The following is a 26,345-nucleotide window of genomic DNA, read 5'->3' as shown; positions in this document are numbered from 1 at the left end:
AAAGTATTGAGTTAATTAGGGAGTAACTGACTTTTATAAGTCTGGTAATGATAACCAATTATATAATATTTATAGGCTGATGTCCAGTTTTAAATTAATCTTAAAAAGCTTGTTATTTTCTTCTTTATTATTGGCAGTACCTAAGGTCTCCCAAGCTGCACCAACAGGTACATGGCTCTCGCAGCCTCAAATTCGGTACCACGTTTCTTCAAATACTTTGACTGAGGCGATGGCCAAGATCAAAAAACAAAACTATAAAGTTGTTTTTCTGGACTATCGAAATGTCTCTGATGATGTCCAACAAAAAGTCAGTCAGGCGGCTCGGGAAAATCAGCTGAAGCCTGTGGTGTGGATTCAGTCACCACAGTTGCGATCGCTATCGGTATCACAACTCATCAATGAGGCAAAGCATACAGATGGTCTTCAGGTAGATGATCATTACTTTAAGCATTATTCATCTAAGGATTTTGCTGAACTGCGCTCAGCTTATGACAAACCCATTTACTGTAGTATTCAGCCGTTTCAAGCTAGGCAAGTTCCAGCCCAAGGCTGCTATCAGGTTGATGTGCAATGCTATACTCCCACAACCCTACGTCGTTGTATGGGACTGGCAGATAGGCTAAATGCCGTGACGAGCTTGGCCACAAAGCGAACCTTAAAATATCGACAAAAATTAGGGAATCGAAAGTTTAATGTATTCCTATGGCCCCATACCAACGACTTTTTTAAAAGGACGAGTCAGGTAGAAGCCCAAGAGAATATAAATAGTGTGCTAGAGGTTACCTCACTAGTGCTCAGTGAAGCGGCTATATCTACAGTGATGCCGACTGAGTTGAGATAGATCAGAAAAATAAATATCCTAAAAGTATTTCAGCTTGTGTTTGTTATTGGCTGAAATACTTTTAGATTAAATAATTTGGTCTATTAATACTTGAATAATTGACTTGAAAATCAGAATAAATACTGACGATAAAAGTGCTGTTTGTCTTTAGCCTAGTGGTATGTAGACACATGCAAATTATTACTTAAATTAATGAAACTAACCCGATATCTTCTTTCTTCTATTTCAGTTTCTTTCTTGACTATTATGGCTGCGACTCCAGTCGTTGCTGAACCAGCAGTTCTTGCAGGTTCTCAACCAGGTAGCCGTGTGAATGTTCGTTCTGGACCTAGTACTGCTACCTATTCTCCACACTATGGATTGGTGGGCGATCAGGTCTGGATTATTAATCAAGTCGTAGGGGATGATGGATACGCTTGGTTTTACGTCAGATTTGCTTCAGGTGCCGAAGGCTGGATTCGAGGAGACTTTATCTCTCCACTAGGACACTAATGGAATAACTTCTTCGTGTTGATCATACAGATTCGCCTTTGGTGAAGAAATGAGACGAATCTGCTGATCAGCTTCTGATAAAGTCAAGGAGAAACAAGTTGAACACTCTTTGATAGATAGAGTCAGAAGCTATGGCGACGAAAAAAGTTTTGGTAACAGGGGCAACGGGACAGACCGGATCCATTGTGGTGCAAAAACTCCGCGAATGTGCAGATGAATTTGAAGTGGTTGGCTTTGCCCGTTCTGAAGCGAAGGCGCAGGAAAAGCTGGGCTCTTTGGATGGTGTGGTGATTGGAGATGTCACAGATCGTGCCAGTATTGATTCTGCGATCGCAGGGTGTGATGCCCTGGTGATTCTATCCAGTTCCGTACTCGTGATGAAAGGTCCACCTCAGCCCGGCCAAAGACCCGAATTTGAATTTCCTCAAGGAGGCTACCCCGAAGATGTCGACTATAACGGTCATAGAAATGTGATTGATGCGGCGGCGGCGGCAGGCGTAAAGCATATCGTCATTGTGGGTTCCATGGGAGGAACCGATGAAAACCACTACCTCAATACCCTTGGTAACGGCAAAGTCCTAATTTGGAAACGTCGAACTGAACAATATCTTATTGATTCTGGTATCACCTACACCATTGTGCGGGCAGGTGGATTAATCGATGAGCCAGGGGGACGCCGTGAAATTATTGTGGGGAAAGATGATTCATTCTTTATCCCTGATCGCAATATGCCCCACAAGCTTCCTCGGGCGGATGTGGCTGAAGTGGTGGTGCAGGCTCTACTCGAATCGAATGCTCAGAATAAAGCGTTTGATGTGGTGACCCGTGAGGAGGAAGAAGCTCCTCCCACCTCGGATTTTGCCGCCCTTTTTGCCCAAACCACCCCTGGATTGTGATGGAAGCAGACATATTTTGGCATGAGCCATTGATAGAGGCAGTTCATTCAATGGGCTGCAAAATCAGTTGATTCTTTGCACACACGCCTGAATCAACCTGGAGATTGTTCAGGAGTTACTGCTGTTTCCATCTTTTGGATAGAGGCCTGCATCGATTGGGCTTGTGGTGCAAGACGCTGCAGAAACTGGTTCAATTCAAAGATCTGATGACTTGCGGTGGAAGATGTTTGCAGATGGCTACTCACGAGCTGAGTCAGTTTCTTCATCTGATCATTGAGCTGAGCCAACTCAGTATTTAGATTAGAGGATAGCTGCTCAGATCTAAATCGTTCTGTAGAAACGGTACTAGTTTGTTGGGCTAGGGGCTTTAGAATAGCCGTATTTTGTTGCAGATCTCGTTGCAAAGACTCTAGTATTGGCTTCATTTGGGCCAAATTGTCTTCTATCTTTTGAGCGACAATGCTGATCTTTTGGGCTGAACCAGATAATTCAGGATAGGCCTCTGAGTCCTGAGGTGCTTTTGCTGTGATATTCATCACCTGTAGCTGCATCTGGGAGGACAGTTGATTGACTAATATGCGAATTTGAGAAAGCTGCTGTAAGGGTTTCTCCAGTTCTTGAAGTTGAGTGATGGCGGATTGAGCGGCGGGTGGAAGGTGGGGGGGATGATTTTGAGCTATTTCGACTTGAGTCACAATCTGGTGATTTTGAGACTGAATCTGCCGAGTAAGGGTGTTAACCTCTTGGGCAAAATCCATGATGGCTTGTAAATGGGAATAGGCAGACTGAGCCGTTTCAGTATGTTGATGGACCCCATCCACTAAAAATTGAATGCTAGGGCGATTTGCCTGTAGATAGTCTGAAAGTTGCTGCTCTAAGTTCGTAAGTTGCTGATTATCTATATCAATTTGAGAGGTATTGGCAATCCATTCTTGCTCTGTTTGGGTGAGAACGTTGGCTTGTTCCAACGCATGGCCCAATTGGACGCCAATTTGAGTAAAAAGATCGATTTCAGAGGACTGCCATATTCTGGGGCCAGAGCATTGATGGGCAATGAGTAAACCAAACAAATATTCTCCCACCAGAATAGGAACAACTAAGTTGGCTTGTACGCCGTATTTTTCCAACTGTTGAACATGGCACTCAGTCAGTCCAGCATCATTAACATTATTAATCGCCTGCACTCGTCCCCGTCGATATTGCTCAACGTATTTGTTTGCAAAGCATGGGTCTGAGATTTCGGCCCACACCATTTTGGAGATACCTGGCTGGACTGCTTCTGCTGCAACAGTGCCTTGCCAGTTTTCATCGAAACTATAAACAATCACCCGATCTGCTCTAAGAACCTTGCGACTCTCTTGAACCGCATTTGTCAGGATTTCTTCTGTGTGTAATGATTCTCGGATTAATTGCGTAAAGTGTAATAACTGCTGCAATTGATTGACTTGGCTATCGAGATGGCTCATGACTCTAGCCCGGTCTAAGGCATAGCCTACTTGCAATGCTAATTGCTTAAACAGGCCGATTTCAGATTGATTCCACTCCCTGGGTCTTGCACATTGATGGGCTATTAACAGGCCATACAAATTCTCGTTTTGGAGAATGGGAGCGACAATGTTTGCTTTGACGGCAAAACGCTCTAGCAAACCGATATGACAGTCGTTCAGTCCTGAATTGTAAATATTGTCAATTGCACTGACTCGTCCCTGACGATATTGCTCCTGATAGCCTTCGTTAAAGCAAGGGTCATGTAGGGTAGACCACTGTAACTTGGGATAACCTGGGGCAACAGATTCGGCGACAAAGGTACCCTCACCGTTATTGTTGAGGGCAAAGATGGTGACTCGATCGGTTTGTAAGATTTGGCGCACTTCGGCGACGGTCGTTTTTAATAAGTCTTCTTCTGATAGAGCGACATGGAGTTCACCAATGAACTGCATCAATAGTTCTGCTCGAGCCGCTTCATGTTCTTGAGAATGGATCAGGTTGGGGATTTGAGCATCGATTAGGCTGATATTGTTGGCCAGCGCTAAAAGCTCATCTTTGGGTTCACTCTCGATTTCAGGACCTGTTTCTAAGCGATACAACCGGTTAACGAGTTGATTTGAATGCCGACCAGCTTGACGAAGGGGACGTAATTCACGATTGATCAACCAAACGGCAAGGCCCCCCGACAGGATTGCCACGATTCCAGTCCCTACCAATAGAGGGGGAATTCGATTTTGAAGCGTGGATTGGGCTTCATCCCAGCTGGTGGTGATTTCGGGATTGGCGCTGAGCTGCTGGTTCAGTGTTTCACCGGTCAGGTAGGTTGCTGTGCCTACAGCTAAGACAGGTAATGTACTCAAGGCAATTCCCCAAGCGATTAATCTGGCTTTGATGGAGGTTAGATACTCTTGGTTCGCACCAGTATTTTTTGTTTTGGGTTGATCGATGGAGATTTCTGAAGGGGATAAAGACGAAAATTCTATCTGTTCGGGTTCGGATTGTTCGGGTTTGGATGGTGGAAGAGATGACGGCGTCACTGTGCAAACCTCATGGTTGAAAGGTGCAGATTTTGTATCTTCAAATTTTTAATGTTTCAGTTCGTTCTCAAACCTGAATGATGTATCCCTCTAATCTACTCAGGCTTTTGCAACATTCAGTAACCTCTAGTGGCGCAATTGTGAGTTTTATTTATGATGAAAGAAAATAAATGCAATCAGTAAAGTATTTTCCTACGATAGCTGGAATCCATAATCCAGTCATTCATGTTCAAAATATTGTGACTATTATTGGCTGGATATAGTCCATAGATTTAAAGAAAAGAAGGGATTAGCTGCGCTGAGAACGATGTTTTTTCCTTAGATGTTGAATCAACCATAGACCCAGAAGATAGCCAATGATTGCGGCCAGACATCCCATAACGAAACACCCAGTAAACCAAGTTGCAATAAAGCCAGGCCCTAATGCTAAGAGTCCTTGCCAATCCAGCTTTTGGAGTTGATCGAAGTCAAATTCATTGGCTTGCAGAAGCCATTGACCCAGATGGAAGTTAAAGGCAAATAGCGGTAAATAGGTGAAAGGATTACTAATCCAAGTTGCTGCTGCTGCCGTTAATTTGTTTCCCCGGACGCAGGCTGCGAGGAAAACGCCAAAAATAATTTGAAATCCAAAAATGGGAAACATGCCCGCAAAAGCGCCAACGGATAGTCCCCGTGCGATCGCATCTGGGCTTCCCTGTAATCGGATAAACCGCAGGTATAAATATCGCCCTCGCCGTTTCCAGGTTAATTTCTTGCGATGAAACTTAGTGCGTCGTAAGAAACGTTTTCGATGGGAGCGTTGATGGGGCTGGCGCATACGGTGTTGTAGCCGCACAAGAAGATTGTTCAAGGGCTTTTCTCTCTCAGCCCAATATAACTAACCCATTCCGCATTGAGTACTAGGCTGAAGTAGAATTCAAGGCTGATGGTATTTGCTCTAGGTCTAAGTCTTGATCAGATCCAACCGCTTGCAAGGTTGCTTGTCTAGACTCTTCTTGGTGGCTTAACTTGATAAAAAGATAGCTAGACGGTCGATGCAGAAGGCGCTCAGACCATTCTATGGCAACAATTCCGGGGGGCACTTCAATTCCTTGCCAGTAGGTTTCGAGATAGAGTTCATCCACTTGGTGAGGGGTAAGGCGGTAAAGGTCTAGATGGTATAGGGGAACTCGTCCGTCGTGGTACTCGTTAATTAATGTGAAAGTAGGACTGACGATCGCATCAGAGATACCGAGTCCCTTCCCTAATCCCTGAATCAGGGATGTTTTACCGGTTCCCAAATCACCTTCTAAGAGTACGACATTACCTGCTGGCAAACGTTGACCTAAGATTTCCCCTAACTTTTGAGTCATCTCTAAATTTGAAAGAATTAAGGGAATTTTAGCCATTTTTGTTATTATCTACACAATAAAGGCTTTTGAATCGCATTTTTCATTGACATAGTGCTTTAATATCACAAAAAAAGACTAAGATTCTTCAATTACTTCTTCAATTTCGTCCCAGATGTCTAAGCTAGGATAATTCCAGTTACTCCCAAGTTCTTTCCATAAAGTAAAAAGACCTAGTAACTCAACAGGTGAATTAGCCGCAAATGTGTTGCCTTTGTATTCAGCCCAATAAATTAATCCGTCTTTACCAAAGTCTTGTGAAGATAGGTGACAACCCTCATTTTTTAATATTAATAAGCAGCCTCCATAGGTGTTACCTGCTGATGTTAAGTGGACTAGCTCCTCCATCGAATATCTCCCTCTATATACCTGCAAACCGAATTTAATACCAAAACCTTATTGCGGGACAGTTAAGGCTTGACCGTTATCGTTTTCAGAAAGGCCCAGAATAAATGGAACGGCTTTTTGTGCCCATGCGGTGGGGGAGGGATAACTGCGGGCTTGCTGACCAAAACAGGTTTCCAGCATTTCAGTATGAATGATGCCCGGGTTCAATGCAATTGTGGCGATGCCGGGAGGAACTTCTTGGGCAAAAGCCTGATTTAGACCTTCAATCGCCCATTTGGATGCGCAGTAGGGGGCTACACCAGGGGACGTTGACCGTCCCCATCCAGAACTGAAATTGATAATGATCCCTTGGCCTTTAGTTTTCATGCTAGGGAGAAAACTACGAATGATGTTGATGGTGCCTTTGACGTTGACATCCAATACATCACTAATATCTGGTTCGGGCACTTCCCATAGAGGAGCGACGGTATTGATGACCCCTGCATTATTGATGACGATATCGGGGGGTTCATCGGTTTGCAAAAGCTGGTTGGCCCAAGCTTGAACCTGCTGGGCTTGGGCAACATCAACAGTCGAAAAATGATGGGGGGATGTATATTGCTGAGCCAGATGATTAATAGAGGCAGTGGTTCGACCGCAACCCCATACGGTATGCCCTGCTTGAATAAACCCAATCGCGAGGGCTTCCCCCAGTCCCTGGGTGACCCCGGTAATGACAATTTTACGGCTCATGTATCAGCTCTAAGGCGACAGTGGCTGCGGCTGCAACCTGAGGATTATCGTCTTTGGCTAAGTATTTCAGCGCTGAAATGCTTTTTGGACCGGGAAGGTTACCCAAGGTAGTAGCGAGACTCTTACGGATCATCCAATCTTCAGCTTGAACAAAGGGGAGGAGGGATTCTAGGGCATCGAAGGCTTTAATTTCTCCCAGGGCTGCGATCGCAGCTTGCTGCACAATCGTTTCCGGATGGTCTAGGGCATGGAGGAGCACGGCGTAGGCCCCTGGATCCTTGAGGTTTCCCAACGAAACGGCAGCACTAAAACACACCAGCCACTCGGTATCTTCAAGGAAAACTCTAGACAGGGCTTGAACAATATCATGATCACCGACATGTCCTAGGGCTCCAGCAGCACCTGCCCGGATTTCATAGTTTGGATCGTCTAATAGCTGTACCAGAAGTGATACCGATTCGGCTGAAGGGTGATGGATCAACGAACGGATGGCCATGGAGCGAACGGGTAAATAGTCGTCAAACAGCATCGGTTTGATCAACGGGAATGTTTCAGCGCTGGGGAGACTTCTTAAGGCCACCAATGCTAACAGACGATCGCTAGCGTTTTCACTTTTTAACTTCAAGGTCAATTCTTGAAGTCGGGGATGGGGCATAGAACCTTCTGTATTCACAGTTACTCAAATTTTAAAAGAGAATGGGCCAAATTTCCTGCTTCTCTTCTGGGTTAGGTGAATAGCGGGTTTTAGCTGTCCTTGGGAATCTGTCTGTGCCTTTACCAGACTCTGATCTCAGAGATTCTGATAAATTGAAGTGAATTTCTTGATCACTATTGAAAATAGTTTCAACAAGCTGATAGTATTTGATGAGTCTAATTCGCAAACTTAAACAGCTAAGTTTACCTGAAATAACTGTTTAACACTGTTTTAGGTCTGTGTATCCAGATATGCTCCATAGATTTTTCTTATTTGAGCATATTAAGGATACTAATAGCTTTAATTATGCAATTAGGCCAAAAGCCACCTTGATTACTTAGATGCTAGTTGTGGGAGGATTGATGATGAATATCAATATTGTTTTTGGATCACAGCTTCTATGTGTCAGTTAGCACAAACCACTGGGCCTACTCCAGAACGGATGTAACTTAGACTCAGTGTTATCGAAAAATAGTCCTGAATGCCCAATACAAAAAGTATGAATTGCATAAATTCATGTAGGACTGTTCTGTTCGGTAAATTGCTGTTCTTGAAACTGCTTGTGTAAGTTTGGAAACTGTCAACATACCAACCCAAGCAAAGATCTAGGAGAGATATACCTTTGGTGTTATTTCCTTAACCTAGTCTTTGTTGTTTCTATCTTTTCTCTGATGGTATTGATTGCTGGTAAAGATCAAGGTTGAAGGTATGGATAAGCGTTTTGAAGACTAGAAGGTGATTGATTATACCGTCAACCATCTTCGATGAGTTCCTAAAACCTCAAGTGTTCAAATTCTTATCCTTTATGTACAGGCTGAAGATATTGTTCGAAGCCTGTTTCCATCTCAAGTAGCCAATTTGGCTATTTTTATTTAGTGTGAGGAGATAATTTATATGTCAATGATTTGGCGTAAGCTTGGGTTGATTAACCCTGCTTTAGTGGGCCTAGCTCTTTTATTGCCGACGACTGCGATCGCAGCCGAGTCACTAGAATTGACTGAGGAAGTTGTACCTGAAATTTCTGCAGTCGAGCAACTAGACACTGAGGCAGTGGAGGCTTCTGAGCCCCTAGTACTAGCTGATGCTGATGTACCTACCACATCTGTTTCAGAGTTGATGAGCGAGACTCAAGACGACAATTTAGCTCAGGTTACCTCTGTTTCCCAGCTGTCTGATGTCCAGCCCGACGATTGGGCGTTTCAAGCTATTCAGTCTCTAGTTGAGCGTTATGGTTGTGTCGCCGGTTACCCTAACGGCACTTTCCGCCCCAGCCGGGCCATGTCTCGTCGAGAAGCAGCTGCGCTTGTCAATGCTTGTTTAGATAACCTCAGCAATCGATTTGCAACTAAAGAGGATCTGGACGCACTCAAAGCACTTCAAGATGAGTTCGCTGCTGAACTGGCTACTTTGCGCGGACGTGTGGATGGTTTAGAAGCTCGTGTGGCCACAGTCGAAGCGCAGCAATTTTCCACGACTGCGAAACTTAATGGTGAAGTCGTCTTCGGATCTGCCTTTGTATTTGATGGAGATAATGATCCCTTAGACAGCATCCTGGGGGTAGATACGGATACTGGCAACACCCAAAACAATGGTGTTGTTGTTGAAGACCGTTTCTTTCTTGGCTACCGGACTCGCCTGAACTTTGATGCTAGCTTCAGTGGTACTGATCGACTTCGTGTACGTTTAGAAGCCGCTGATATTCCTGAACTAGATGAATTCGGTTCTGCAGGGACAAGTTTAGCCAGATTTGGTTTTGATGAAAATGACCCTGCTGGCAATACGGTCATCCTAGACGAGCTTAACTATCGTTTTAAGCCAGCTGAGGATCTAACGCTCAAAATTGCGATTGTGGGTGGTGACTACAAGGACGATGTCGAAACCTTTAACCCCTTCTTGAAGAGTAGTGGTAGTGGTGCTTTATCTCGCTTTTTCCGTTTCAACCCACTAACGCAGCGGGGACCAGGAGGAACGACCCTCAGTGCTGTCTATGATGTCAGCGAAAAGGTCAATCTCTCTGTTGTCTATGCAGCTGATGATGCCCAGTTTGCCACTACAGCGGGTAATGGTGCTAACAACGGTTTATTTGATTTTGAAAATGGCACGTATGGGGTGTTTGCCCAGATTGGCTTTAATCCAACCGATGATATCGGTATTGGTGTTCAATATTCTCGTAACGAGTACACAGCGGGTAATGTTGACATCACATCCGATACGGGAGATGCGCCAGTTCTTACAGGTGGCCTAGCTCTAGGTGGTGATACTTCCGATCCTTTCAATGGACTGGAAACCATTACTGATAACTTTGGCCTTTCATTTAATGCCAGAGTTGTTGACGGGTTTCATGTGTCTGGTTGGGGTGGTTTAACCTTAGCCCGTACTCCTGATATTGCAAATTCTCAAATTAAATTGTTGACTTGGGCCGCTAACCTCGTCTTCCCTGACTTGCTCCTAGAAGGTGGCAGAGGTTCCCTATCGTTTGGTCAGCAGCCTTACATTATCGATGGTGGTAATCTAAACATTGATGATGGGACTTCTTCCAACTTTACTGCTGAAGCACAGTATCAGTTTAAGGTCAATGACAATATCAAGATCTCACCTGGATTAATTGTCATTTTCAATGCCAACAACACTTCTTCGAATGACCCTATCTTTATTCCAGTCATTCGAACCACCTTTAAGTTCTAATCTAGAGAATTAGACTAACCTTAAGCCCCAAGTTCTCTAAGCAGAGCTTGGGGCTTAGCATTGGCAAAGAATTGAAAAACCAGCAAAAAACATCTTTAAAAGCAAATAACACCCAGAATCCGTCGTTTAATGACTTCCTCACATCAATAAAGAGTATTTAGAGACTTTAGCCCGTTTAGGAATTACCCTTTGAGACCTATCTCCCATCGCTACATTTAAGGATGTTTAACGCCAGAATTGGGTGTTATTCTGATTTGACGAGACAGACGTTTTTATCAACAGCTCTTTAACCTCTTTTATGGATTTGAATTTGGCTGCTTTATCTGCCAGGGAAGCATATTATGCTTCACCTATGAGTATAGAAGTTTCTAGGTGGATAGGAGGCTATTTGCAAGGTAAGTTTATTTCTGAGAAGTATGGGCTGTAGAGAGTATTAACTTCAGTAAATGATGGTGTTGTCCATCGGCGGTACTGATTTCTTGTGCTAAACCCATCGGTCTATCGAAACTCTAGTTAGCTGAAATAAGTGCCGAACTGTCAGCCATATGGCATGATCATCTCGGTTTGATACTTTTTTCTAGTGAAAATAAAGTAATCAAGTAATTGCCAGGTCTTGCAGGAGTCTCAAGGTAAGGATTCAATATACGGAATGATCATCGAAAGCATTGGAATTGGTATCGTTGCAGTCCTTCTCATCGCTTGGGGAGGCTTAGAGTGGACTCATCGTCGTCGCCAGGGGAATGCCTTAGACGCCTTGCCAGGAAATTGGCAATTTGAAAGTCGAGAACCCCAGCATTATCAGCTGGTAGGGGAGCAAACCTTTTTTAACCCCACCCGTAAGTTAGAAGTAATGATCCCTGAATTGTCAGTGGATGTAACCCTTTTATCGAAGGGGAGTCTGGACGAGATTGATTACAAAATCAAGGTGGTGCCCAAGCATCCCGATGCTGAACCCCGCGAAGATGGGTATTGGTTTGCTTATATTGTTAAGTCACGCTACCAAACCTCTGCTGAAATTAAGCTAGATATCACCGGACCTGACCTGACTCAACTCAAAGCGGTTTGGGTGCGGGTCAACTACGTGTCCTATGGCCCAAAAGGCCGTATTGAGAATACCCATCATGAAGTGGTTCCTCTTCGCTTCCCTGACCCCCAGGAAGCGTTGCAGTGGCGTTCGGTTGCAGGGGGGCAAGTCTTACCTGTTCCCACCCATCTGCTGACTCAACTGGATACCTGCCCTGACATTGTCCGCCGTTATGTCAGTCCCCACGCCCAGCCAGGTGATATTGTCACCATCGGCGAAACTCCTGTAGCGATTATGCAAGGCCGCATTTTCCATCCCAGTACGATTAAACCTGGCTGGGTGGCCCAGCGATTAGTTTATTTCTTTTTACCGACATCGAGTTTGGCTACGGCCTGCGGTATGCAAACCCTGGTCAATATTGAGGGGCCAGTGCGAGTCTTCTTAGCATTTGTGGTGGGTGCGATCGCAAAAGTATTCGGACAAGCAGGGGTCTTTTATCGCCTGGCTGGGGAACAGGCCCGACTGATCGATGATGTGACGGGTACCCTGCCGCCCTTTGATCAATTTATTGTGTTAGGTCCAGACGATCCGCAAAAAGTGGTTGACCAAATTCAGGCAGAAACTGGTTTAGCCGCAGCGATTGTCGATGTGAATGATCTCAAGAGAGTAAAGATTCTCTCTGCGACCCAAGGTGCCCCGCTGCCGTTGATTGAAGAAGCACTTCGGAGTAATCCTGCGGGTAATGCTGATGAGCAAACCCCTGTTGTCTTGATTCGCCCCAATCAGTCTTAGGGGTTACGTTCTGTTCAGGGATTTTCCCTTGACAAAAGTCTGAAAACTTGTTGCCTCTATCCCCGTTTTGGAGAGAGATCCGATACCATAGAGTGAGATTAATACCCTAAATTTCCTTCTTCAAGCTAATTTGTATAACTTGTATGTATCCTAGTGAGTAAATTAGCAAGCTGGTTTCAGTTGGTCCATCCACACGCTCTCTCTGGACAATTAGTTCTGCAAGCTTAGCAACTCGTATGACGACAGTAGCTCCAAAGTTAGAACCCATCATTCGTCCGGTCCAGTACCGCGATCTGGAAGCGATCAAGCGGATATTGGTGGATGATTATGATCAATCCAGCATTGGTACCTTCTACGGTCATGAACGGCAGTTACTGCAGCTTCAGCGCTGGTCTGAATTATTGAAGTTGTTGAGGCTGTTTCCCAACCGCCTATCCGATCAGCAACGCACCTATGTCTGGGAACAAACTCATGAACTAGCTGGAGTGGTTCAGGTTTCACCCTTTAACCATTCCCGGAGCACCTGGCGGTTTGATCAAGTCAGTGTTTCACCTGCTGTTGGTCAGCAAGATGTGGGGACGCAGTTATTGCGATATTGCCTGGAAAATATTTGGGAAGCTCGCACCTGGTTGACTGAGATTAATATAAGCCAATCCGCAGCGCTGGCCCTATATCGCCATAATGGGTTTCAGCCCCTCGCCCAAATTACTTATTGGTCCCTGGCTCCTGAACAGTTGAGTTGTCTAGCGAAACGAGAACCCGTACTGCCGAACCTCTTGCCTGTCAATAACGCAGATGCTTCTTTGCTATACCAGCTTGATACGGCATCGATGCCTCCCTTGGTCCGCCAAGTGTTTGATCGGCATATTCAGGACTTTAAAACGAATTTAGTCGACTCTTTGTTGGCGGGGATTCAGGTTTGGGGAGACCCCAAAGAATTGGTCAAAGCCTATGTCTTTGAGCCCCAACGGAAGGCTGCCATTGGCTATTTTGAAATGAAGCTGTGCCGAAATGGGTCGTACCCCCATGAAGCCCGGCTTACGGTTCATCCCGCTTATACTTGGCTGTACCCAGAGTTGCTGGCCCATATGGCACAGTTGACACAGGCCTATCCTTCTGCTCCGTTGTGCTTAGACTCAACGGACTACCAACCTGAGCGGGAAGAATATCTAAAGCAAATTGGCGCTGAAGATTTAGAGCAAACCTTGATGATGTCTCGTTCCGTTTGGCATAAATTACGAGAATCTCGTTCTATTTCTTTTGAAACTCTGCAGTTGTCAGATATGTTGCAAGGGTTGCAGCCCAATCATAAGCCAGTCCCTGGCCGCATGACCTATTGGCTCACTCGGACCCCTGTTGTTGGCAAACGTCATTGTCAAGGATCTACCACGAGTCAGAATAAACAGGTTTCTTCGAAGCGAAATCAGCGCCCCTGGCCGTCAGAATTTTAACCGGTATGCAGCGAATATCTGCGTTAGGATTAGATCTAGGACATCGTCGGATTGGAGTTGCTGGCTGTGATGGCACGGGCTTAATTGCCACTGGACTCACCACGATTCGACGTACGTCTTTTACCAAAGACATGGAAATACTGCGGCAAATTGTGGTGGACCGCCAGGTTAAAACCTTGGTCGTGGGTCTGCCCTATACGATGAAGGGTGAAGTGGGAACTCAAGCCCAAAAGACCCAGAAATTAGCCAAGCGGATTGCTAAAGCACTTGATCTACCTTTGGATTTTATTGATGAACGATTGACTTCCCATGAGGCTGAGTCCATGATGCGTGAACAGCGTATCAATCCAGCCGAACAAAAGGGAATGATTGATCGCAAAGCGGCCGCGCTGATTCTACAACGTTGGCTGGATCAAAAACCATGGCTATCTTCGACCTAGACTAGGTTCCACTATTTCGTTTTTTCGTTTAATTTTCTCGCCTATTAAGTCCATTACCCCCTAAACTTAAGCCTATGGGTCCTGATGGTGGACCAGTAATCTGGGGAGTAGAGGTAAAATACCCATGGAAATGGACCGTTCTACGGTGACGTTGATGGATGAAGCAGGACGTTCTTTGACCTGCTTCGTTGAAGTATCTGTGCCAATCGATCAAGAAGAATATGCTCTCCTGAACCCTGTCGATTATCCAGTAGACATTTTTGGTTGGGTTGTTACCGATGAAGAGGATGAGATTGTCCAGCCTGTAGAAGAACAAGAGCTGGCGAAGATATTCCCCACGGCTCAAGCTGTATTATCCGAACAGAACTTGAAATTGAAGCGAAGTGCCTTGTCTTTAACCGTAGAAGGTGATCTTCCGGATATTGATGAAGAAGAAATTCTGGTTTTGGAAATGGAGGAGGGGGATGAGATTTCTGAGCAAGAGGAATATCAACTCTTAGCGACTTTTTTTGAGGAGGAACAAGAGTATTCGATCTATACTCCAATAGATCCAGTGCTGTTTGTTGTTAGACTGCGTGAGAATATGCAGCCGGAGCTGCTTTCTCCTCAAGAGTTCCAAGCTCTTCAACCCAAGCTTCAACCTCTGCTGGAGGAACGTCTAATGGACGATTTAGACTAACTGCTGATTTAATAGACGACGTCTGCTTTTGAATGTGAACAAAAAGAAATCATTTCCTTTCCGCAAATTGGCTATAACCTCGGTCGTTGCCATTGTTGCGATAGCCAGTGGCGTTGGAGGGGGAGGTTGGTATTGGTGGCAATCTGCGATCGCACCTGTTGAGAAGAACGCTCAACCCTCGCAAGAGTTACTTCAGGTCCAAATTCCAGAAGGTGCATCTGCTAACGAAATCGGTCAGATTTTAGAAGAAGCAGGACTAATTCGCTCAATCACTGCCTGGAAGGTTTGGACTCGATGGCAAGGCTTGTGGGAATCTTCCGGTGGATTCCATGCGGGAACCTACCAGCTTTCGCCCCAAGCTTCTATGGCTGATATCGCCCAAACGATCTGGTCTGGAAAGGTCCAGCAGGTTAGCTTCACCGTGCCAGAAGGCTGGACCCAAAAGCAGATGGCTAACTATTTTGAAGAGTTAGGTTGGTTTTCAGCTCAAGAGTTTCTGGATGCGACCAACAATATCCCTCGTGATCGCTACCCGTGGTTACCTGAGGACATTCCCTTCCTGGAAGGGTATCTCTTTCCCGATACCTACCAAATTTCAGTTGATCAACGCACCCCTGAGGCCGTAATTGGTGTGATGTTGAACCATTTTGAAGCGTCTGCCTTGCCAGTCTATAAGAACCGAACCGGCTATACCGATTTAAGTTTAGATGATTGGGTCACCTTGGCCAGCATTGTTGAAAAAGAGTCAGTGGTTGCCGAAGAAAGGGCTCGAATTGCTGGTGTGTTTTGGAACCGGTTACGGGACAATATTACCTTAGGGTCTGATCCGACAGTTGAATATGGTTTAGGAATCACTCAAACCCCTGACCAACCCCTCACTTATGCCCAAGTTGAAACTCCCTCCCCTTACAACACCTACATCAATGCCGGATTAACTCCAACGCCGATTGCTAGCCCAGGACTGGCCAGTCTTAAAGCCACTGTCTCTCCCGAGAAAACAGATTTTCTGTATTTTGTTGCTCGATATGATGGAACCCATGTGTTTAGCCGGACTTTGACTGAGCACTTGCGAGCTCAAGCCAAAATTCGTGATCAACAAGATGCCAAGCAAAACTCCACAAATCTATAGTTCGTCCTACTGAAAATAGCCCAATGTCTCCAGCTTATTCCTGGGTTTCTCTTTTACAACCGGATCTACGACTTCAAAATTCTATTCTCCAATTGACCCCTTCTCTATTGGAGCAACATCAGCTTAAAGGGTTGGTGTTGGATGTTGATGATACCGTTGTGTCCTCTAGATCTGCCGATGTTTCTCCTGAATTGTTAACGTGGCTGACTGACATAAAAGCCAAGGTTCCCATTTGGTTGGTTAGTAATAACTTAAAACGCTCGCGGATTGAAAGAATCGCAGTCGGCCTTGACTTGCCTTATATTTATGGAGCTGGTAAACCGTCCCGCCGCAAACTGCGTCAGGCAGTAACAGCGATGGACTTGCCCTATGAGAATGTGGCAATGGTTGGGGACCGGCTATTTACGGATGTTTTGGCTGGAAACCGCCTGGGTGTATTTACAATTTTGGTAGAGCCAGTAGGCCACGGGAGTACATTGCGTAAAATTGAACTGTGGCTTTACCAAAACTTGGAACGAATATTGAATTAAACATCCAAATTTCAAGGATGATTACAGAAAAGTCATGGAAAGTAAAAATATAAAATAAATATTATAGAAGTCGCAAAATAAGGAAATATTTGTCAATATATAAACATAAATTATTGGAGCCAGCCCAATAAAGGCTCTAAAGATAAATCTTAAATACCTTAGCCAACAGCGGCCTTCTAGCATAGAAGACCGCTGTTGGCTTTTTTGGGCTTGCATTCACGCTCCTGGTCGGTATGCCTTGTTTATTGAGGAGGTGACTCATCCTGGGCAGATTTGGATGAAGTTTTTGCACAAAAGTTTAGCCTTAACAACTTTGGGGAATGATGTGAAGGTAAAGTGCTATATAATTTGCCAGTTTATAATCATAAGATGTCTTTATGGGCAATAGATAAGGCTTTAATTGCAACAAAAAAACATAAATGCTTGAAATTTTGTTACATTGCAATTATGCACTCAAGTGTGAGCTGGGGCATGACGAGTCGGGCACACCGAGTACCTGATTTGATACGCCTCATTTTAGTTTCAGACTCCTACCCCCATTTAATCCCATGAAATCTTCTCTGACTTTGGTTGACGTTGAACAAACCCCTCCACATTTGTCAGACACACCTTTGACGACTGCTGACATTTCTCGCAGGGTCCAAACATTACCTGCGGGGGGGGACGATCCCAACCGCTTTGATTGGCAAGAAGTTTGGTATCCTATTGCCTACGTTAAGGATCTAGATAAAGAAAAACTCACTACCTTTACTTTGTTAGACCGAGATCTTGTGATTTGGTGGGATCACAACGCCAACACCTGGCGAGTTTTTGCAGATCAATGTCCCCATCGGTTAGCTCGACTGTCTGAAGGCCGAATCGATGAAGATGGGCTGATTGAATGCCCCTATCATGGCTGGGCTTTTTCGGGGACGGGTGAATGTGAACGGATTCCTCAGCAGGTGAGTGGTCGTTCTGCCGAGAGTTCTCCAAGGGCCTGTGTGGACTCCCTGCCGATTAGTATTCAACAAGGTTTGTTATTTGCCTATGCGGGGCAGCCAGAACGGGCGGCTTTAACACCTGTACCCATTGTTGGCCCCATTGAAGAGTCACCTGATGACTGGATTATTCTCGATGGATTCCGTGACCTGCCCTACGATGTGCTCACGCTACTTGAAAATGTTTTAGACCCCAGCCATTTGCCTTATACTCACCACCGCTCTGTTGGGAACCGCAGCAATGCGGGGCCGGTGGAATTGGAGGTCATGGAATCAGGAAAACAAGGGTTTTACGGTGTGTGGGAAGAAGGCCCTCGCCAAGGAAAATTGGGAACACAAACGACAACATTTGTGGCTCCCGGTTTGATGTGGCATGACTTAACATCTAGCCAGTTTGGTCGAACCTTGACCGTTGTCTATGCTACACCAGTGCGTAAAGGTGAATGTCGCATTTTTGCCCGATTCCCGTTTCAATTTTCATCTAAAGTGCCTGCTTGGATGATTAGTCATACTCCGACTTGGTTTTCTCATCTAGGACAGAATGCCATATTGGAAGATGACCAAATCTTCTTGCATTTCCAAGAACGGTATTTAGAGCGGACCAAAGACAGTAAGTCCATTGCTCAAGCCTTTTATCTGCCCACACGGGCCGATCGGTTTGTGCTGGCGTTGCATCAATGGCAAGAACGCTTCCAGGCTGATCCGTTCCCCGGGCAAAGTCTACCCCCAGAGCGGACTCGCGAGCAGTTACTTGATCGGTACTATTCACACACGGTGAACTGTGCCAGCTGTTCCCAGGCATTGAAAAATGTCAAACGCCTGCGGAAAGTAATGGTTGGACTAGCCTTGGTCGCTTGGACCCTTACACCGCTTTTGGCCTTTGGCTTTGGGGTATTCTCGATCAAATTGTCTATTGCTGCGACCGTTACGATCTTTTCTTCGGCTGTGGCCTGGCTAAGCTTAGGTCAATTAGAGAAAAGATTTCTAAAAGGGCGATCTATCCCACCTCGAAATTACCCAGAGAAAAAAGGTCGTTAGGGTATTACCCCTCAGGGATGGTTAGGTGTTCTGAGTTACCACAAGAGGTGAACTCCTACGCCAATTGTGGGCTCATCCTGATCTCGGACTCGAAGTTGGTTCCAGGGTGATGTTCCCACTCGGTTGGTGGCATACAAGTCAAAAATGAGTTGTTTACTGCCGGGGGTAAATCCAAATAGTGTTGAGGAATCATACCGGAACCCCACATTCCAAGGAATAGCGTCACCCAAGGTGTTATTGAGGAAGGCGTTGCCTCGGCCAGCAAAACTAGCCCCGACTTCGGCAATGAAATTTAGATTATTAACGATTTCGTAGGAGCCGCCAAAATTAAAGCCTCCGACCGCAATATCTCTATCTTGAACGTAGCTAAAGGTAGGGGTGACCCATAAATTTAATCGGTCCGTCGCTTGATAATGGACAGGCAACGAGACGCTATAGATCAGATTATTACCGACATTGCCATCGGTGCCTTGGAAGATTGTGGGAACTGCTTTATTCAGGCCCCGTTGTCGGAACTCATTTCGATTATTGGTGGCATAGTTGATAAAGGTTTCGCCCGTGAGCCCTACGTTGACGGCAGCACTAATGGTTAAGGGTTTGCCTTTCGCCTGGTCGAGGAAGCGATATTTTAGACCGAAACCTTGCTCGGACTCGTCAACAGTACCAAAGGAGTAGTCAAGATAGCCTAAGGCTTCGAGATCTCCCAAAATGCCATATCGTACTGTGCTTTGAATGCCCTGAGGTCCCCCTTTGAGACTCACTAGGACTCTGCCTTTAGGAACGGTTCCCCCGTCGATAATGCCAATACCATCTGTTGTTAGGGCAGCAGCTTGGCTCGGATCATCCGCTCCCCCGATGCTATTATCCGCTACAGTGGGTGATTCTGTGGGAATTGGCGGGGCGGATGGAGCCGGTATGGATGGGGCACGAGTAGCGACTGCCGTCGGGGATTGATAGCCGGATTTAGGTGGATTTAATACACGTCCATAGGTTGGAGGTGGAGCTGAGGGGATGGGAGAAATAGGGCTAATGTCGGTGGACTCTTCTGGTGGATTGTAGTAACTGACAAAAGAGGATTGAGCTGTAGAAGGTACTGGAGTATTTACAGCAATTTGTACATTTGCTCCTGCTAAGTTGGTGTTATTGAGGCGAGCACCAGTTAAATTAACTTGGTCTAAGTTTGCATTCGTAAGATTGGCATTCGTGAGATCGGCCCCGCTCAGATTCGCGCCGGAAAGGTTGGCACCTGTGAGGTCAGCTCCCGATAAATTAGCTCCGGACAAATCGGCCTTGATTAGAATGGCATGGTTCAGTTTGACATTCGCTAGTTCTAGCCCCGATAGGTCTGAGTTACTAAGGGTACAGGCTTGGCAAAACCCCTCATTGAGTAAAAATTGTACTGAGTCTAGCGCTTGGGCTGGTGTTTGAAAGCTACCGATAGCCAGTGCTAGCCAGGGGATACTCCCCCATCCCAACAAACGTTTCATTCTGTTGACCCCCCGTCACAAATGATTCCAATGCAGTATTTAGAAGTATTGACCAATTGATTCTAAAAATTACTTTGAAATTTAAATTTATCAATTATATGGCGTCTGATAGTTAAAATACTCACTTTTTCTCAGGATATATTCCTTTTTCGCATAATATTTGCCACCCTAAGATCAGACTAGAGCTCAAGTTATTTAAAGTTTGAGTGGTCTATTTCACCTTGGCTACTAGGGCAGCTTGATTGGCAACACCAACTTTTCTATATAGACGTTTCAATCTTTGTTTCACCCCATCTACACTGATGTGTAGGTAATGACTAATCTCTCGATTGGTGAACCCTTGGGCTACAAGATCAACGATCTCTAATTCTCGATCTGTGAGGACGGCGTGGTTCGCCGAAGCTTGGTGATTGAAGCGAAGGGTCGTAAATTGAACGGCTAAATGCTGGCATAAAGTGCTGATACGCAGTAAATCCCTGGTTTTGAAGGGAGGATAACCTTGATGACGCAGAAAGTAGATGCCACCCAGTAATTGACCTGAACCTAAAATTGGAGCGACCACGCCATGTTCGATATGGTAAGTCCTGAACAGATCATCCATTCCATTGGATGGGTGCTTTTGAGTAGAAAGGGAGCACAGCTTTACAGGAACGTGCTGACGAAGCATCTGCTGACTGGTAATGTCTTGATCACGACCAATGGCTTGATAGCGATCGCAAAAGGATACGGGAAGTCCTTGCAGATCTGAGGCCATGATTTTTTGCTGATAGTCCAAAAGATCTAGCCCCCAAGCTTGAGATCCTGTGCAATAACCCGCCTTGTTCAATAACTGCGATCGCAACTCAGATTCGGTTTTGGCAGAGACAACGGCATGGATTAAGGGTGTCAATCGCATAGTTGTACCCATTTGGGGACTCGGAAATCAGTATGTATTTGGATAAGGTGAACCCGTTCAAATCTATGTCAATCCTATGGTTCTTCCAATATCCTGCATTTTTTGTGCCTCAACAGTTTGCTCGCAATTGTCCTATCTCTCATAGTTGTCTTGGAGCGAGCCCAAGCTAGACTTTGGCATGGTGCGCGCCCAGAAGATACTGCCCATCAGCGGGACTACCTGGACAAGCCAAATCAATGGGCAGTTTGGGTTGAGAAACTGACGAAGGGATGGTTCTTGACTTCCAATCCTGATCAGGGCCGTTTACAACGGAAGGTACGCGCGTTTGGCAACTTTGTTGAATACACCCCTTTGGTCATTCTGTTTTTAGTCGTTTTAGAACTTATGCAGGCCCCATCTCCTCTCCTTTGGGGATTGGGGATAGCCTATAGCGTGGGCAGAATGGCCCATGCTGTAGGCGTGATGGAGACCTATGGTCCCTCCCCAGGGAGAGCCATAGGTTACTTCTTGACGCTGTTGGTGTATTTGATAGGTGCTAGCGCTTGCCTAGTCTTAGGAAGCCGTTTTTACTTCAGTTAAAAGACTCCGAGTCACTTCCGTAGGCATGCGGGGACCAAGACTGGCGACGAGTTTAGCTGCGGCAACCGATCCAAGCTGTCCAGCTTCGCTATAGCTCATGCCATTGGTAATGCCATAGAGCACAGCTCCGGCATACATATCGCCAGCACCAACGGTATCGATGGCCTTTACTGGGGTCGGTGCAATTTCTAAGACTTGCTGGCCATCGTAAATTAATGAGCCTTGGGGACCCCGAGTGATGGCAAAACAGGTTGCCAGGGTTTTCATATGGTCAATGGCAGCGGAAATATCCTCGGTCTCTGCCATTTTGAGGGCTTCGCTTTCGTTGGCAAAGATTAAATCTAAGCCAGAGCCAATCATCTCCAATAGACCGTCTTTGAAAAAGCTGACCATGTTGAAGTCAGATAGAGTCAGGGAGACTTTTTGGCCTGCGGCTTTAGCCATGTCTCTGGCTTTGATGGCAGCTGCTTTGGCATCGGGAGAGGTGACTAGGTAGCCTTCGATATAGGTGTAGGTGGAATTTGCGATCGCATCCGGCAACAATTCAGCTTCAGAAAAGCGTCCAGAGATACCCAGAAAGGTATTCATGGTTCGGTCCGCATCCGGGGTAACGAAAACCAGGCACTTGCCCGTGACGCCAGCTTCTGGCTGATGCTGTTGTAAATTGGTATCGACGCCACAACAGATCAAATCATCCAGGTAAAACTGACCCGGTTCGTCATTGGCAACTTTGCAAGAGTAGCAAGATTTACCACCAAATTGGCTAACGGCAATCAGGGTGTTAGCTGCTGAGCCACCACACCCTCGCTTAAGAGAATAGCTACTGAGATGGTCAATGATTCGCTGTTGATCAGCTTCTTCTAATAGGGTCATCACGCCCTTATCGACCCCAAGGTTCTGCAAGACCTCTACAGAAACTTCGCATTCAATATCTACGAGGGCGTTGCCGAGACCGTAAACGTCGTATTTTGCCATCTGTCATCCTGTACTCATCAAATCGCTGATTCTTCAGCGGATCATGAACACTGTAATGCATTTGCATCGATTAAAGGTGAATCAACCCTTTCAGGGGTAAAACGCGCTCGGCAGGACTCGAACCTGCGACCAATTGCTTAGAAGGCAACTGCTCTATCCGCTGAGCTACGAGCGCTAATGACTCTAACTAGACTATGCTAACTGTCTAACTTTGTCGATGCTAACTTGCCGACTCTTGGACAAACGACCGTGAAACAGATTTCCTAGGTCTCGGTTTTTGCCCATAGGGCAATCCCTCCTCCCCGACCACGAGCCGCAAGGACCTGATCTTGAATCAGAAAATAAACAAAAAAGGCTTGGGTGCGGACATGCCCATCCCAAAAGGTTTGTTCGCTCTCTTGGCCTCCTCGAATAAATCCCTGATATAGGGTCCGACCAAAGGCCTTAAACTCCATCCTTGTAAAGTCAAAGGCCATAATATTTTTTTTTGACCAACAACGAGCTGGGCCAGTCAAAGATAAGCTCAATCCTGCCCAATGGACTTGGTTGGCAATTTGTCCAACGGTGTCTGAGGTTTTGGGGCCATAATCGGTCGAGTTGCCGGGGGAATAGACGATTTGCATCTTGACCCAGCGGGGAATGTAGAATCCGTTACCGACGGTTTTGTTTTGATGTTGATGGGGTTTTTTCGTTCCTGTCACAAAACAAAGTCGCCAGGCACCTATAAACTGCTCAAACTTAAGATTCGACTGAGATTGAGCTACCTTTTCCCGTTGTAATAGAGATTCAATTAAGGACTGGGTCGGAGTTTTGGGGGCAGACCCCGTTAAGGCAGCATGGGCTGCTTTCACAAACGCCTGATCTAGGACATCGGGTTGTTTCTCTGGCATGACAGACATTTCAAACAGCCTTGGGGATAATGTTGCAAACCAACAGTTGACGGAACAAGGAAAAGCGTTAACCTTAATCACCCAAATCATAAACTGTCGCCTTATACTAAGGGGCAGTTTGGGGATATCTTCTCAGCCCTGGCCTCCATGCTAAGTGATTGACTGTGTCTAAGTTGTTGACAAAATTTAGTCTGAAGTTATGGCCTGACCCTCAGCAACAACAAGCATTTATACAGGCATTGACGGAGCCACAGCCCTATAGCCCTTGTATTGCTTGGATCAAAGGGCGATCAGAAAAAGCCTCCTTTCAGCGGGTTGACGCTCTTCCTTGGCAGCTTCCCTTTGTGGATCGACTGGCAGTGGGAGAGCGTCCCGGAAAGCATGATTTGCATCACCAGGGAGCCTATTATTGCCTAGATTTCTCCTCGGTATTTGCCGCAACTCCTCTCACGGTTATTCGGAAAAAGCCTAAAGTCGTGCTCGATCTGTGTGCAGCTCCGGGAGGGAAAAGCCTTTTAGCTTGGCGATTCCTACAGCCCCACTTACTGGTGAGTAACGAAGTGATTGGTAAACGGGTGGGAATGCTCATTAGCAATTTGAAACGATGTCAAATTGCACCTGTGCGGGTGTTGAGCGCGGATCCATCAGTACTAGCTGAAGCGATTCCTGCCAGTGCTGATGTGGTGTTAGTTGATGCCCCTTGTACGGGGCAATCTTTGTTAGCAAAGGGGGAGTCTGCGCCCGGTTGTTTTCATCCCGCGTCTATCCAACATAATGTGAAGCGACAAAGACGCATCCTCGCTAATGCCTCCCGTTTGGTGGTGCCGGGAGGATATTTGGCCTATATGACCTGTGCGTTCTCTGAAGCGGAGAATGAGCAGGTCTGTCGCTGGTTTACTCGCCGCTTCCCCAACTTCGAACCTCAAACGGTTGATGCCTTGTTGGCTTTTCAATCTCACCTAACGGACCTACCTTGTTATCGGATATGGCCCCAGTCAGGTTTGGGAGCAGGTGCTTTCACCATGTTATTTCGCAATACCCAAGGGACAGCATCCATGGCTCAACCTTTAGGGGCATGGCTGGATGAGAATGCTCGTTGGTCTTCTGAATAGATGTTGCCCTGGATGTATTGAGGGGATTGGGGTGCGATCGCAAACGATTCTCTCTGCCAACCTGGCAACAATATCTCCCGCAAAATGGTCAGATAGGCCAGATATCTAACTGTAGTCTGCTCATTATCTCTATGAATAGGGAGGCTACTGGAAACGATGATACGGTCAATATGTTATGGGCTAGCACTAAACCTATAACCTAGCGGTAGTGGTTCTAGCCTATGCAACAATGATTAACAAAGCTTCCCTAAGAGATCTTGCTCTATGTAAATTAGAGACAATAACCAAAACCTTGGCATTAGCACTTTTACTTTTTCCCACTTTTTCGTTAGTACTAACTTATGAATGCTCCGTCAAAAACAAAAACCCAGACGTTTAACTTACTCAGCATTGGTCATCGGGGTGTGGGTAAAACTGTCTTTTTAGTGGGTAGCTATGCTGAGCAAAAAGCGAATAGTGGGTCGCGAAAATCATCTACCTGGTTTGACTGTCAGGATACCCAGGTTCAACATAACCTGAACACCTTGCTGGAATATATTGCCCAAACAGGTCAATATCCGCCAGCAACGATGAAAATAACGAATTTTAATTTTGCCGCAAAAACTCAAAACCTTTTTGGTGAAAAGGATCTGTGTCAGTTTCGCTGGTGGGATATCCCAGGAGAAATCTGCAACAACGACAATCCCAATTTCCAGAAAATGGTGATGGACTCCCATGGTTGTTGTGTCTTTATTGATACCTATACGCTATTTAATAATTCTGCTTATAGCCAGACGCTTCAAGGCATTGTGAAACAGGTAGAAACCATCGCCTCACTGGCTCGACAAAGTGGTTTGACCTATATTTTTGCTATTGTGCTGACAAAATGTGATCTTTTGGCGGAAAATCCCCAGAAATTACTAAAAATAGAAGAAAATATCCGCCCTTTAATGGCCCGTTTGGATGCGAATCAGATTCAATACCGCAGATTTTACTCTACGATTCCCATCGTTAAAAATGGAAAAATGTCGGTTCTGCAGGCAAAAGGGGCTTCTGCGCCGTTGCTATGGTTGGCGACAGAGCTAAGTAAAATTCATCGAAAAGGTAAGCCCCAATCGTTGGCTAGTGGTTTTAACCGATTGTTAGATAATAGTGCCCAACCTTTATCCCCTTCTCGGGCTAGAGCAGGGGGAACTACTGCCAATAATAAGCAGCTCTGGGGTGTGGCAGCCATAGGCAGCCTGCTGGCCATCGGAGTTGCGGTGGCCATTGGATTTGGGACGGGGCTGTTAGGCAATTCGTCTACCGAACAAGCAAACTCAACGCCGAGTGAAAAGGTTAAGCAATACGAAGAGATTTTGGAAAAATCTCCGACGGATCCTGAAGCTCTGCTACAGCTCTCTCGGCTCTATTCAGATTTAACAGAATTTGATAAAGCCCTACCCCTGATGGAAAAGCTGGTGGAGCAACAGCCAGAGAAGTCGGATTTTCTGTTTGAACTAGCTGGGCTATATGCCTTGAACGGGAACAAGCAGAAAGAAGAAACGGTCTATGACAAAATCCTTACAATAGACCCACAAAGCATACTCGCTTTAACCAGCAAAGCGACCTTGCGAAGCGAACAGGGGGATAACAAGGCCGCAAAAGCCCTATATAGTAAGGCTGAGGCTGCTGCGCCGACGGATCAGTTAAAGCAAGAAATTCGGAAGTTGGCTGATAAGGCTCAGTCTAAACCTAGCCCTTAATCTCACTTTTTAGGAAGACCTT

General features: G+C 45.8%; 24 protein-coding genes and 1 tRNA gene. 14 read left to right on the top strand and 11 right to left on the bottom strand.

Features of this window, described 5'->3' with window-relative positions; genetic code table 11:
• Window positions 1-229 precede the first annotated feature (229 nt).
• The 3 genes from AM1_RS00245 (at window position 230) to AM1_RS00235 (ending at window position 2,229) form a co-directional block, all read left to right on the top strand.
• Window positions 230-841 carry a hypothetical protein gene (locus tag AM1_RS00245; protein WP_238549125.1) on the top strand — a complete coding sequence of 204 codons (612 nt, stop codon included), beginning with the start codon at window positions 230-232 and terminating at the stop codon, window positions 839-841.
• A gap of 192 nt (window positions 842-1,033) precedes the next feature.
• The gene (locus AM1_RS00240; RefSeq protein WP_012160759.1) at window positions 1,034-1,333 is read left to right on the top strand and encodes an SH3 domain-containing protein; all 300 of its coding nucleotides are present in this window, start codon (window positions 1,034-1,036) and stop codon (window positions 1,331-1,333) included.
• A gap of 131 nt (window positions 1,334-1,464) precedes the next feature.
• Window positions 1,465-2,229: an SDR family oxidoreductase gene (locus AM1_RS00235; RefSeq protein ID WP_012160758.1), complete on the top strand. Its 765-nt coding sequence runs from the start codon at window positions 1,465-1,467 to the stop codon at window positions 2,227-2,229.
• Window positions 2,230-2,321: 92 nt separating this feature from the next.
• Here the strand turns inward: AM1_RS00235 and AM1_RS00230 are convergent, their stop codons facing one another.
• From AM1_RS00230 to AM1_RS00205, 6 genes are all read right to left on the bottom strand, one after another.
• A complete protein-coding gene (locus tag AM1_RS00230) occupies window positions 2,322-4,754 on the bottom strand; it encodes a GAF domain-containing protein (RefSeq protein ID WP_012160757.1) in 2,433 nt (810 codons plus the stop codon).
• A gap of 289 nt (window positions 4,755-5,043) precedes the next feature.
• The gene (locus AM1_RS00225) at window positions 5,044-5,604 is read right to left on the bottom strand and encodes a DUF2062 domain-containing protein (RefSeq protein WP_238549124.1); all 561 of its coding nucleotides are present in this window, start codon (window positions 5,602-5,604) and stop codon (window positions 5,044-5,046) included.
• Between the two features lie 49 nt (window positions 5,605-5,653).
• The gene (tsaE, locus tag AM1_RS00220) at window positions 5,654-6,142 is read right to left on the bottom strand and encodes a tRNA (adenosine(37)-N6)-threonylcarbamoyltransferase complex ATPase subunit type 1 TsaE (RefSeq protein ID WP_012160755.1); all 489 of its coding nucleotides are present in this window, start codon (window positions 6,140-6,142) and stop codon (window positions 5,654-5,656) included.
• Between the two features lie 78 nt (window positions 6,143-6,220).
• On the bottom strand, window positions 6,221-6,490 hold the full coding sequence (locus tag AM1_RS00215) for a hypothetical protein (protein ID WP_012160754.1): 270 nt from the start codon (window positions 6,488-6,490) through the stop codon (window positions 6,221-6,223).
• 48 nt (window positions 6,491-6,538) lie between these two features.
• Window positions 6,539-7,222 (bottom strand): SDR family oxidoreductase, encoded by a 684-nt coding sequence (locus AM1_RS00210; RefSeq protein WP_012160753.1) that lies wholly within the window; start codon window positions 7,220-7,222, stop codon window positions 6,539-6,541.
• Window positions 7,212-7,877, bottom strand: a complete 666-nt coding sequence (locus AM1_RS00205) for a HEAT repeat domain-containing protein (protein WP_012160752.1) — start codon at window positions 7,875-7,877, stop codon at window positions 7,212-7,214. The genes AM1_RS00210 and AM1_RS00205 overlap by 11 nt, the downstream gene beginning before the upstream one ends.
• 933 nt (window positions 7,878-8,810) lie before the next feature.
• On the opposite strand from AM1_RS00205, the gene AM1_RS00200 reads away from it, so the two are divergent.
• The 8 genes from AM1_RS00200 (at window position 8,811) to AM1_RS00165 (ending at window position 18,661) form a co-directional block, all read left to right on the top strand.
• Window positions 8,811-10,601 carry an iron uptake porin gene (locus AM1_RS00200; protein WP_012160749.1) on the top strand — a complete coding sequence of 597 codons (1,791 nt, stop codon included), beginning with the start codon at window positions 8,811-8,813 and terminating at the stop codon, window positions 10,599-10,601.
• 649 nt (window positions 10,602-11,250) lie between these two features.
• Entirely contained in the window at window positions 11,251-12,417 is a 1,167-nt protein-coding gene (locus AM1_RS00195) for a hypothetical protein (protein ID WP_012160747.1), read from the top strand.
• A gap of 236 nt (window positions 12,418-12,653) precedes the next feature.
• Window positions 12,654-13,868 (top strand): GNAT family N-acetyltransferase, encoded by a 1,215-nt coding sequence (locus AM1_RS00190; protein ID WP_012160746.1) that lies wholly within the window; start codon window positions 12,654-12,656, stop codon window positions 13,866-13,868.
• Between the two features lie 5 nt (window positions 13,869-13,873).
• Window positions 13,874-14,308: a Holliday junction resolvase RuvX gene (gene ruvX / locus AM1_RS00185; protein WP_010477919.1), complete on the top strand. Its 435-nt coding sequence runs from the start codon at window positions 13,874-13,876 to the stop codon at window positions 14,306-14,308.
• 124 nt (window positions 14,309-14,432) lie between these two features.
• On the top strand, window positions 14,433-14,987 hold the full coding sequence (locus AM1_RS00180) for a DUF3727 domain-containing protein (RefSeq protein WP_012160745.1): 555 nt from the start codon (window positions 14,433-14,435) through the stop codon (window positions 14,985-14,987).
• Window positions 14,988-15,015: 28 nt separating this feature from the next.
• Entirely contained in the window at window positions 15,016-16,116 is a 1,101-nt protein-coding gene (gene mltG / locus AM1_RS00175) for an endolytic transglycosylase MltG (RefSeq protein ID WP_012160744.1), read from the top strand.
• A gap of 23 nt (window positions 16,117-16,139) precedes the next feature.
• A complete protein-coding gene (locus AM1_RS00170) occupies window positions 16,140-16,646 on the top strand; it encodes a YqeG family HAD IIIA-type phosphatase (protein ID WP_012160743.1) in 507 nt (168 codons plus the stop codon).
• A 548-nt stretch (window positions 16,647-17,194) separates the two neighbouring features.
• A complete protein-coding gene (locus AM1_RS00165; RefSeq protein WP_148215637.1) occupies window positions 17,195-18,661 on the top strand; it encodes an aromatic ring-hydroxylating dioxygenase subunit alpha in 1,467 nt (488 codons plus the stop codon).
• Window positions 18,662-18,696: 35 nt separating this feature from the next.
• Here AM1_RS00165 and AM1_RS43855 read toward each other — a convergent pair whose 3' ends face one another.
• Together AM1_RS43855 and AM1_RS00155 are read right to left on the bottom strand one after the other, a co-directional pair.
• Complete coding sequence (locus tag AM1_RS43855) at window positions 18,697-20,148, bottom strand: pentapeptide repeat-containing protein (RefSeq protein WP_012160740.1); 1,452 nt, start codon at window positions 20,146-20,148, stop codon at window positions 18,697-18,699.
• 211 nt (window positions 20,149-20,359) lie between these two features.
• Complete coding sequence (locus AM1_RS00155; RefSeq protein WP_083776672.1) at window positions 20,360-21,055, bottom strand: helix-turn-helix transcriptional regulator; 696 nt, start codon at window positions 21,053-21,055, stop codon at window positions 20,360-20,362.
• A gap of 105 nt (window positions 21,056-21,160) precedes the next feature.
• Here AM1_RS00155 and AM1_RS00150 point away from each other — a divergent pair, with 105 nt between their 5' ends.
• A complete protein-coding gene (locus tag AM1_RS00150; RefSeq protein ID WP_238549122.1) occupies window positions 21,161-21,622 on the top strand; it encodes an MAPEG family protein in 462 nt (153 codons plus the stop codon).
• On the opposite strand, the gene AM1_RS00145 is transcribed toward AM1_RS00150, so the two are convergent.
• From AM1_RS00145 to AM1_RS00135, 3 genes are all read right to left on the bottom strand, one after another.
• A complete protein-coding gene (locus tag AM1_RS00145; RefSeq protein WP_012160737.1) occupies window positions 21,596-22,597 on the bottom strand; it encodes an adenosine kinase in 1,002 nt (333 codons plus the stop codon). The two genes, AM1_RS00150 and AM1_RS00145, sit on opposite strands and share 27 nt — an antisense overlap.
• A 102-nt stretch (window positions 22,598-22,699) precedes the next feature.
• Window positions 22,700-22,772 (bottom strand) — tRNA-Arg (locus AM1_RS00140).
• 88 nt (window positions 22,773-22,860) lie between these two features.
• Window positions 22,861-23,487, bottom strand: coding sequence for a hypothetical protein (locus tag AM1_RS00135; RefSeq protein ID WP_012160736.1), 627 nt, complete (start codon window positions 23,485-23,487; stop codon window positions 22,861-22,863).
• 164 nt (window positions 23,488-23,651) lie between these two features.
• Here AM1_RS00135 and AM1_RS00130 point away from each other — a divergent pair, with 164 nt between their 5' ends.
• Window positions 23,652-24,599, top strand: coding sequence for an RsmB/NOP family class I SAM-dependent RNA methyltransferase (locus AM1_RS00130; protein ID WP_041660678.1), 948 nt, complete (start codon window positions 23,652-23,654; stop codon window positions 24,597-24,599).
• Window positions 24,600-24,940: 341 nt separating this feature from the next.
• Window positions 24,941-26,323 carry a tetratricopeptide repeat protein gene (locus AM1_RS00125; protein ID WP_012160734.1) on the top strand — a complete coding sequence of 461 codons (1,383 nt, stop codon included), beginning with the start codon at window positions 24,941-24,943 and terminating at the stop codon, window positions 26,321-26,323.
• The last annotated feature ends 22 nt before the right edge of the window (window positions 26,324-26,345 follow it).

Origin of the sequence: Acaryochloris marina MBIC11017 (assembly GCF_000018105.1) — a bacterium.
GTDB classification, from domain to species: Bacteria; Cyanobacteriota; Cyanobacteriia; order Thermosynechococcales; family Thermosynechococcaceae; genus Acaryochloris; species Acaryochloris marina.
The sequence above is the reverse complement of the archived record's forward strand: the minus strand, read 5'-3'. Positions and strand labels throughout refer to the sequence as shown.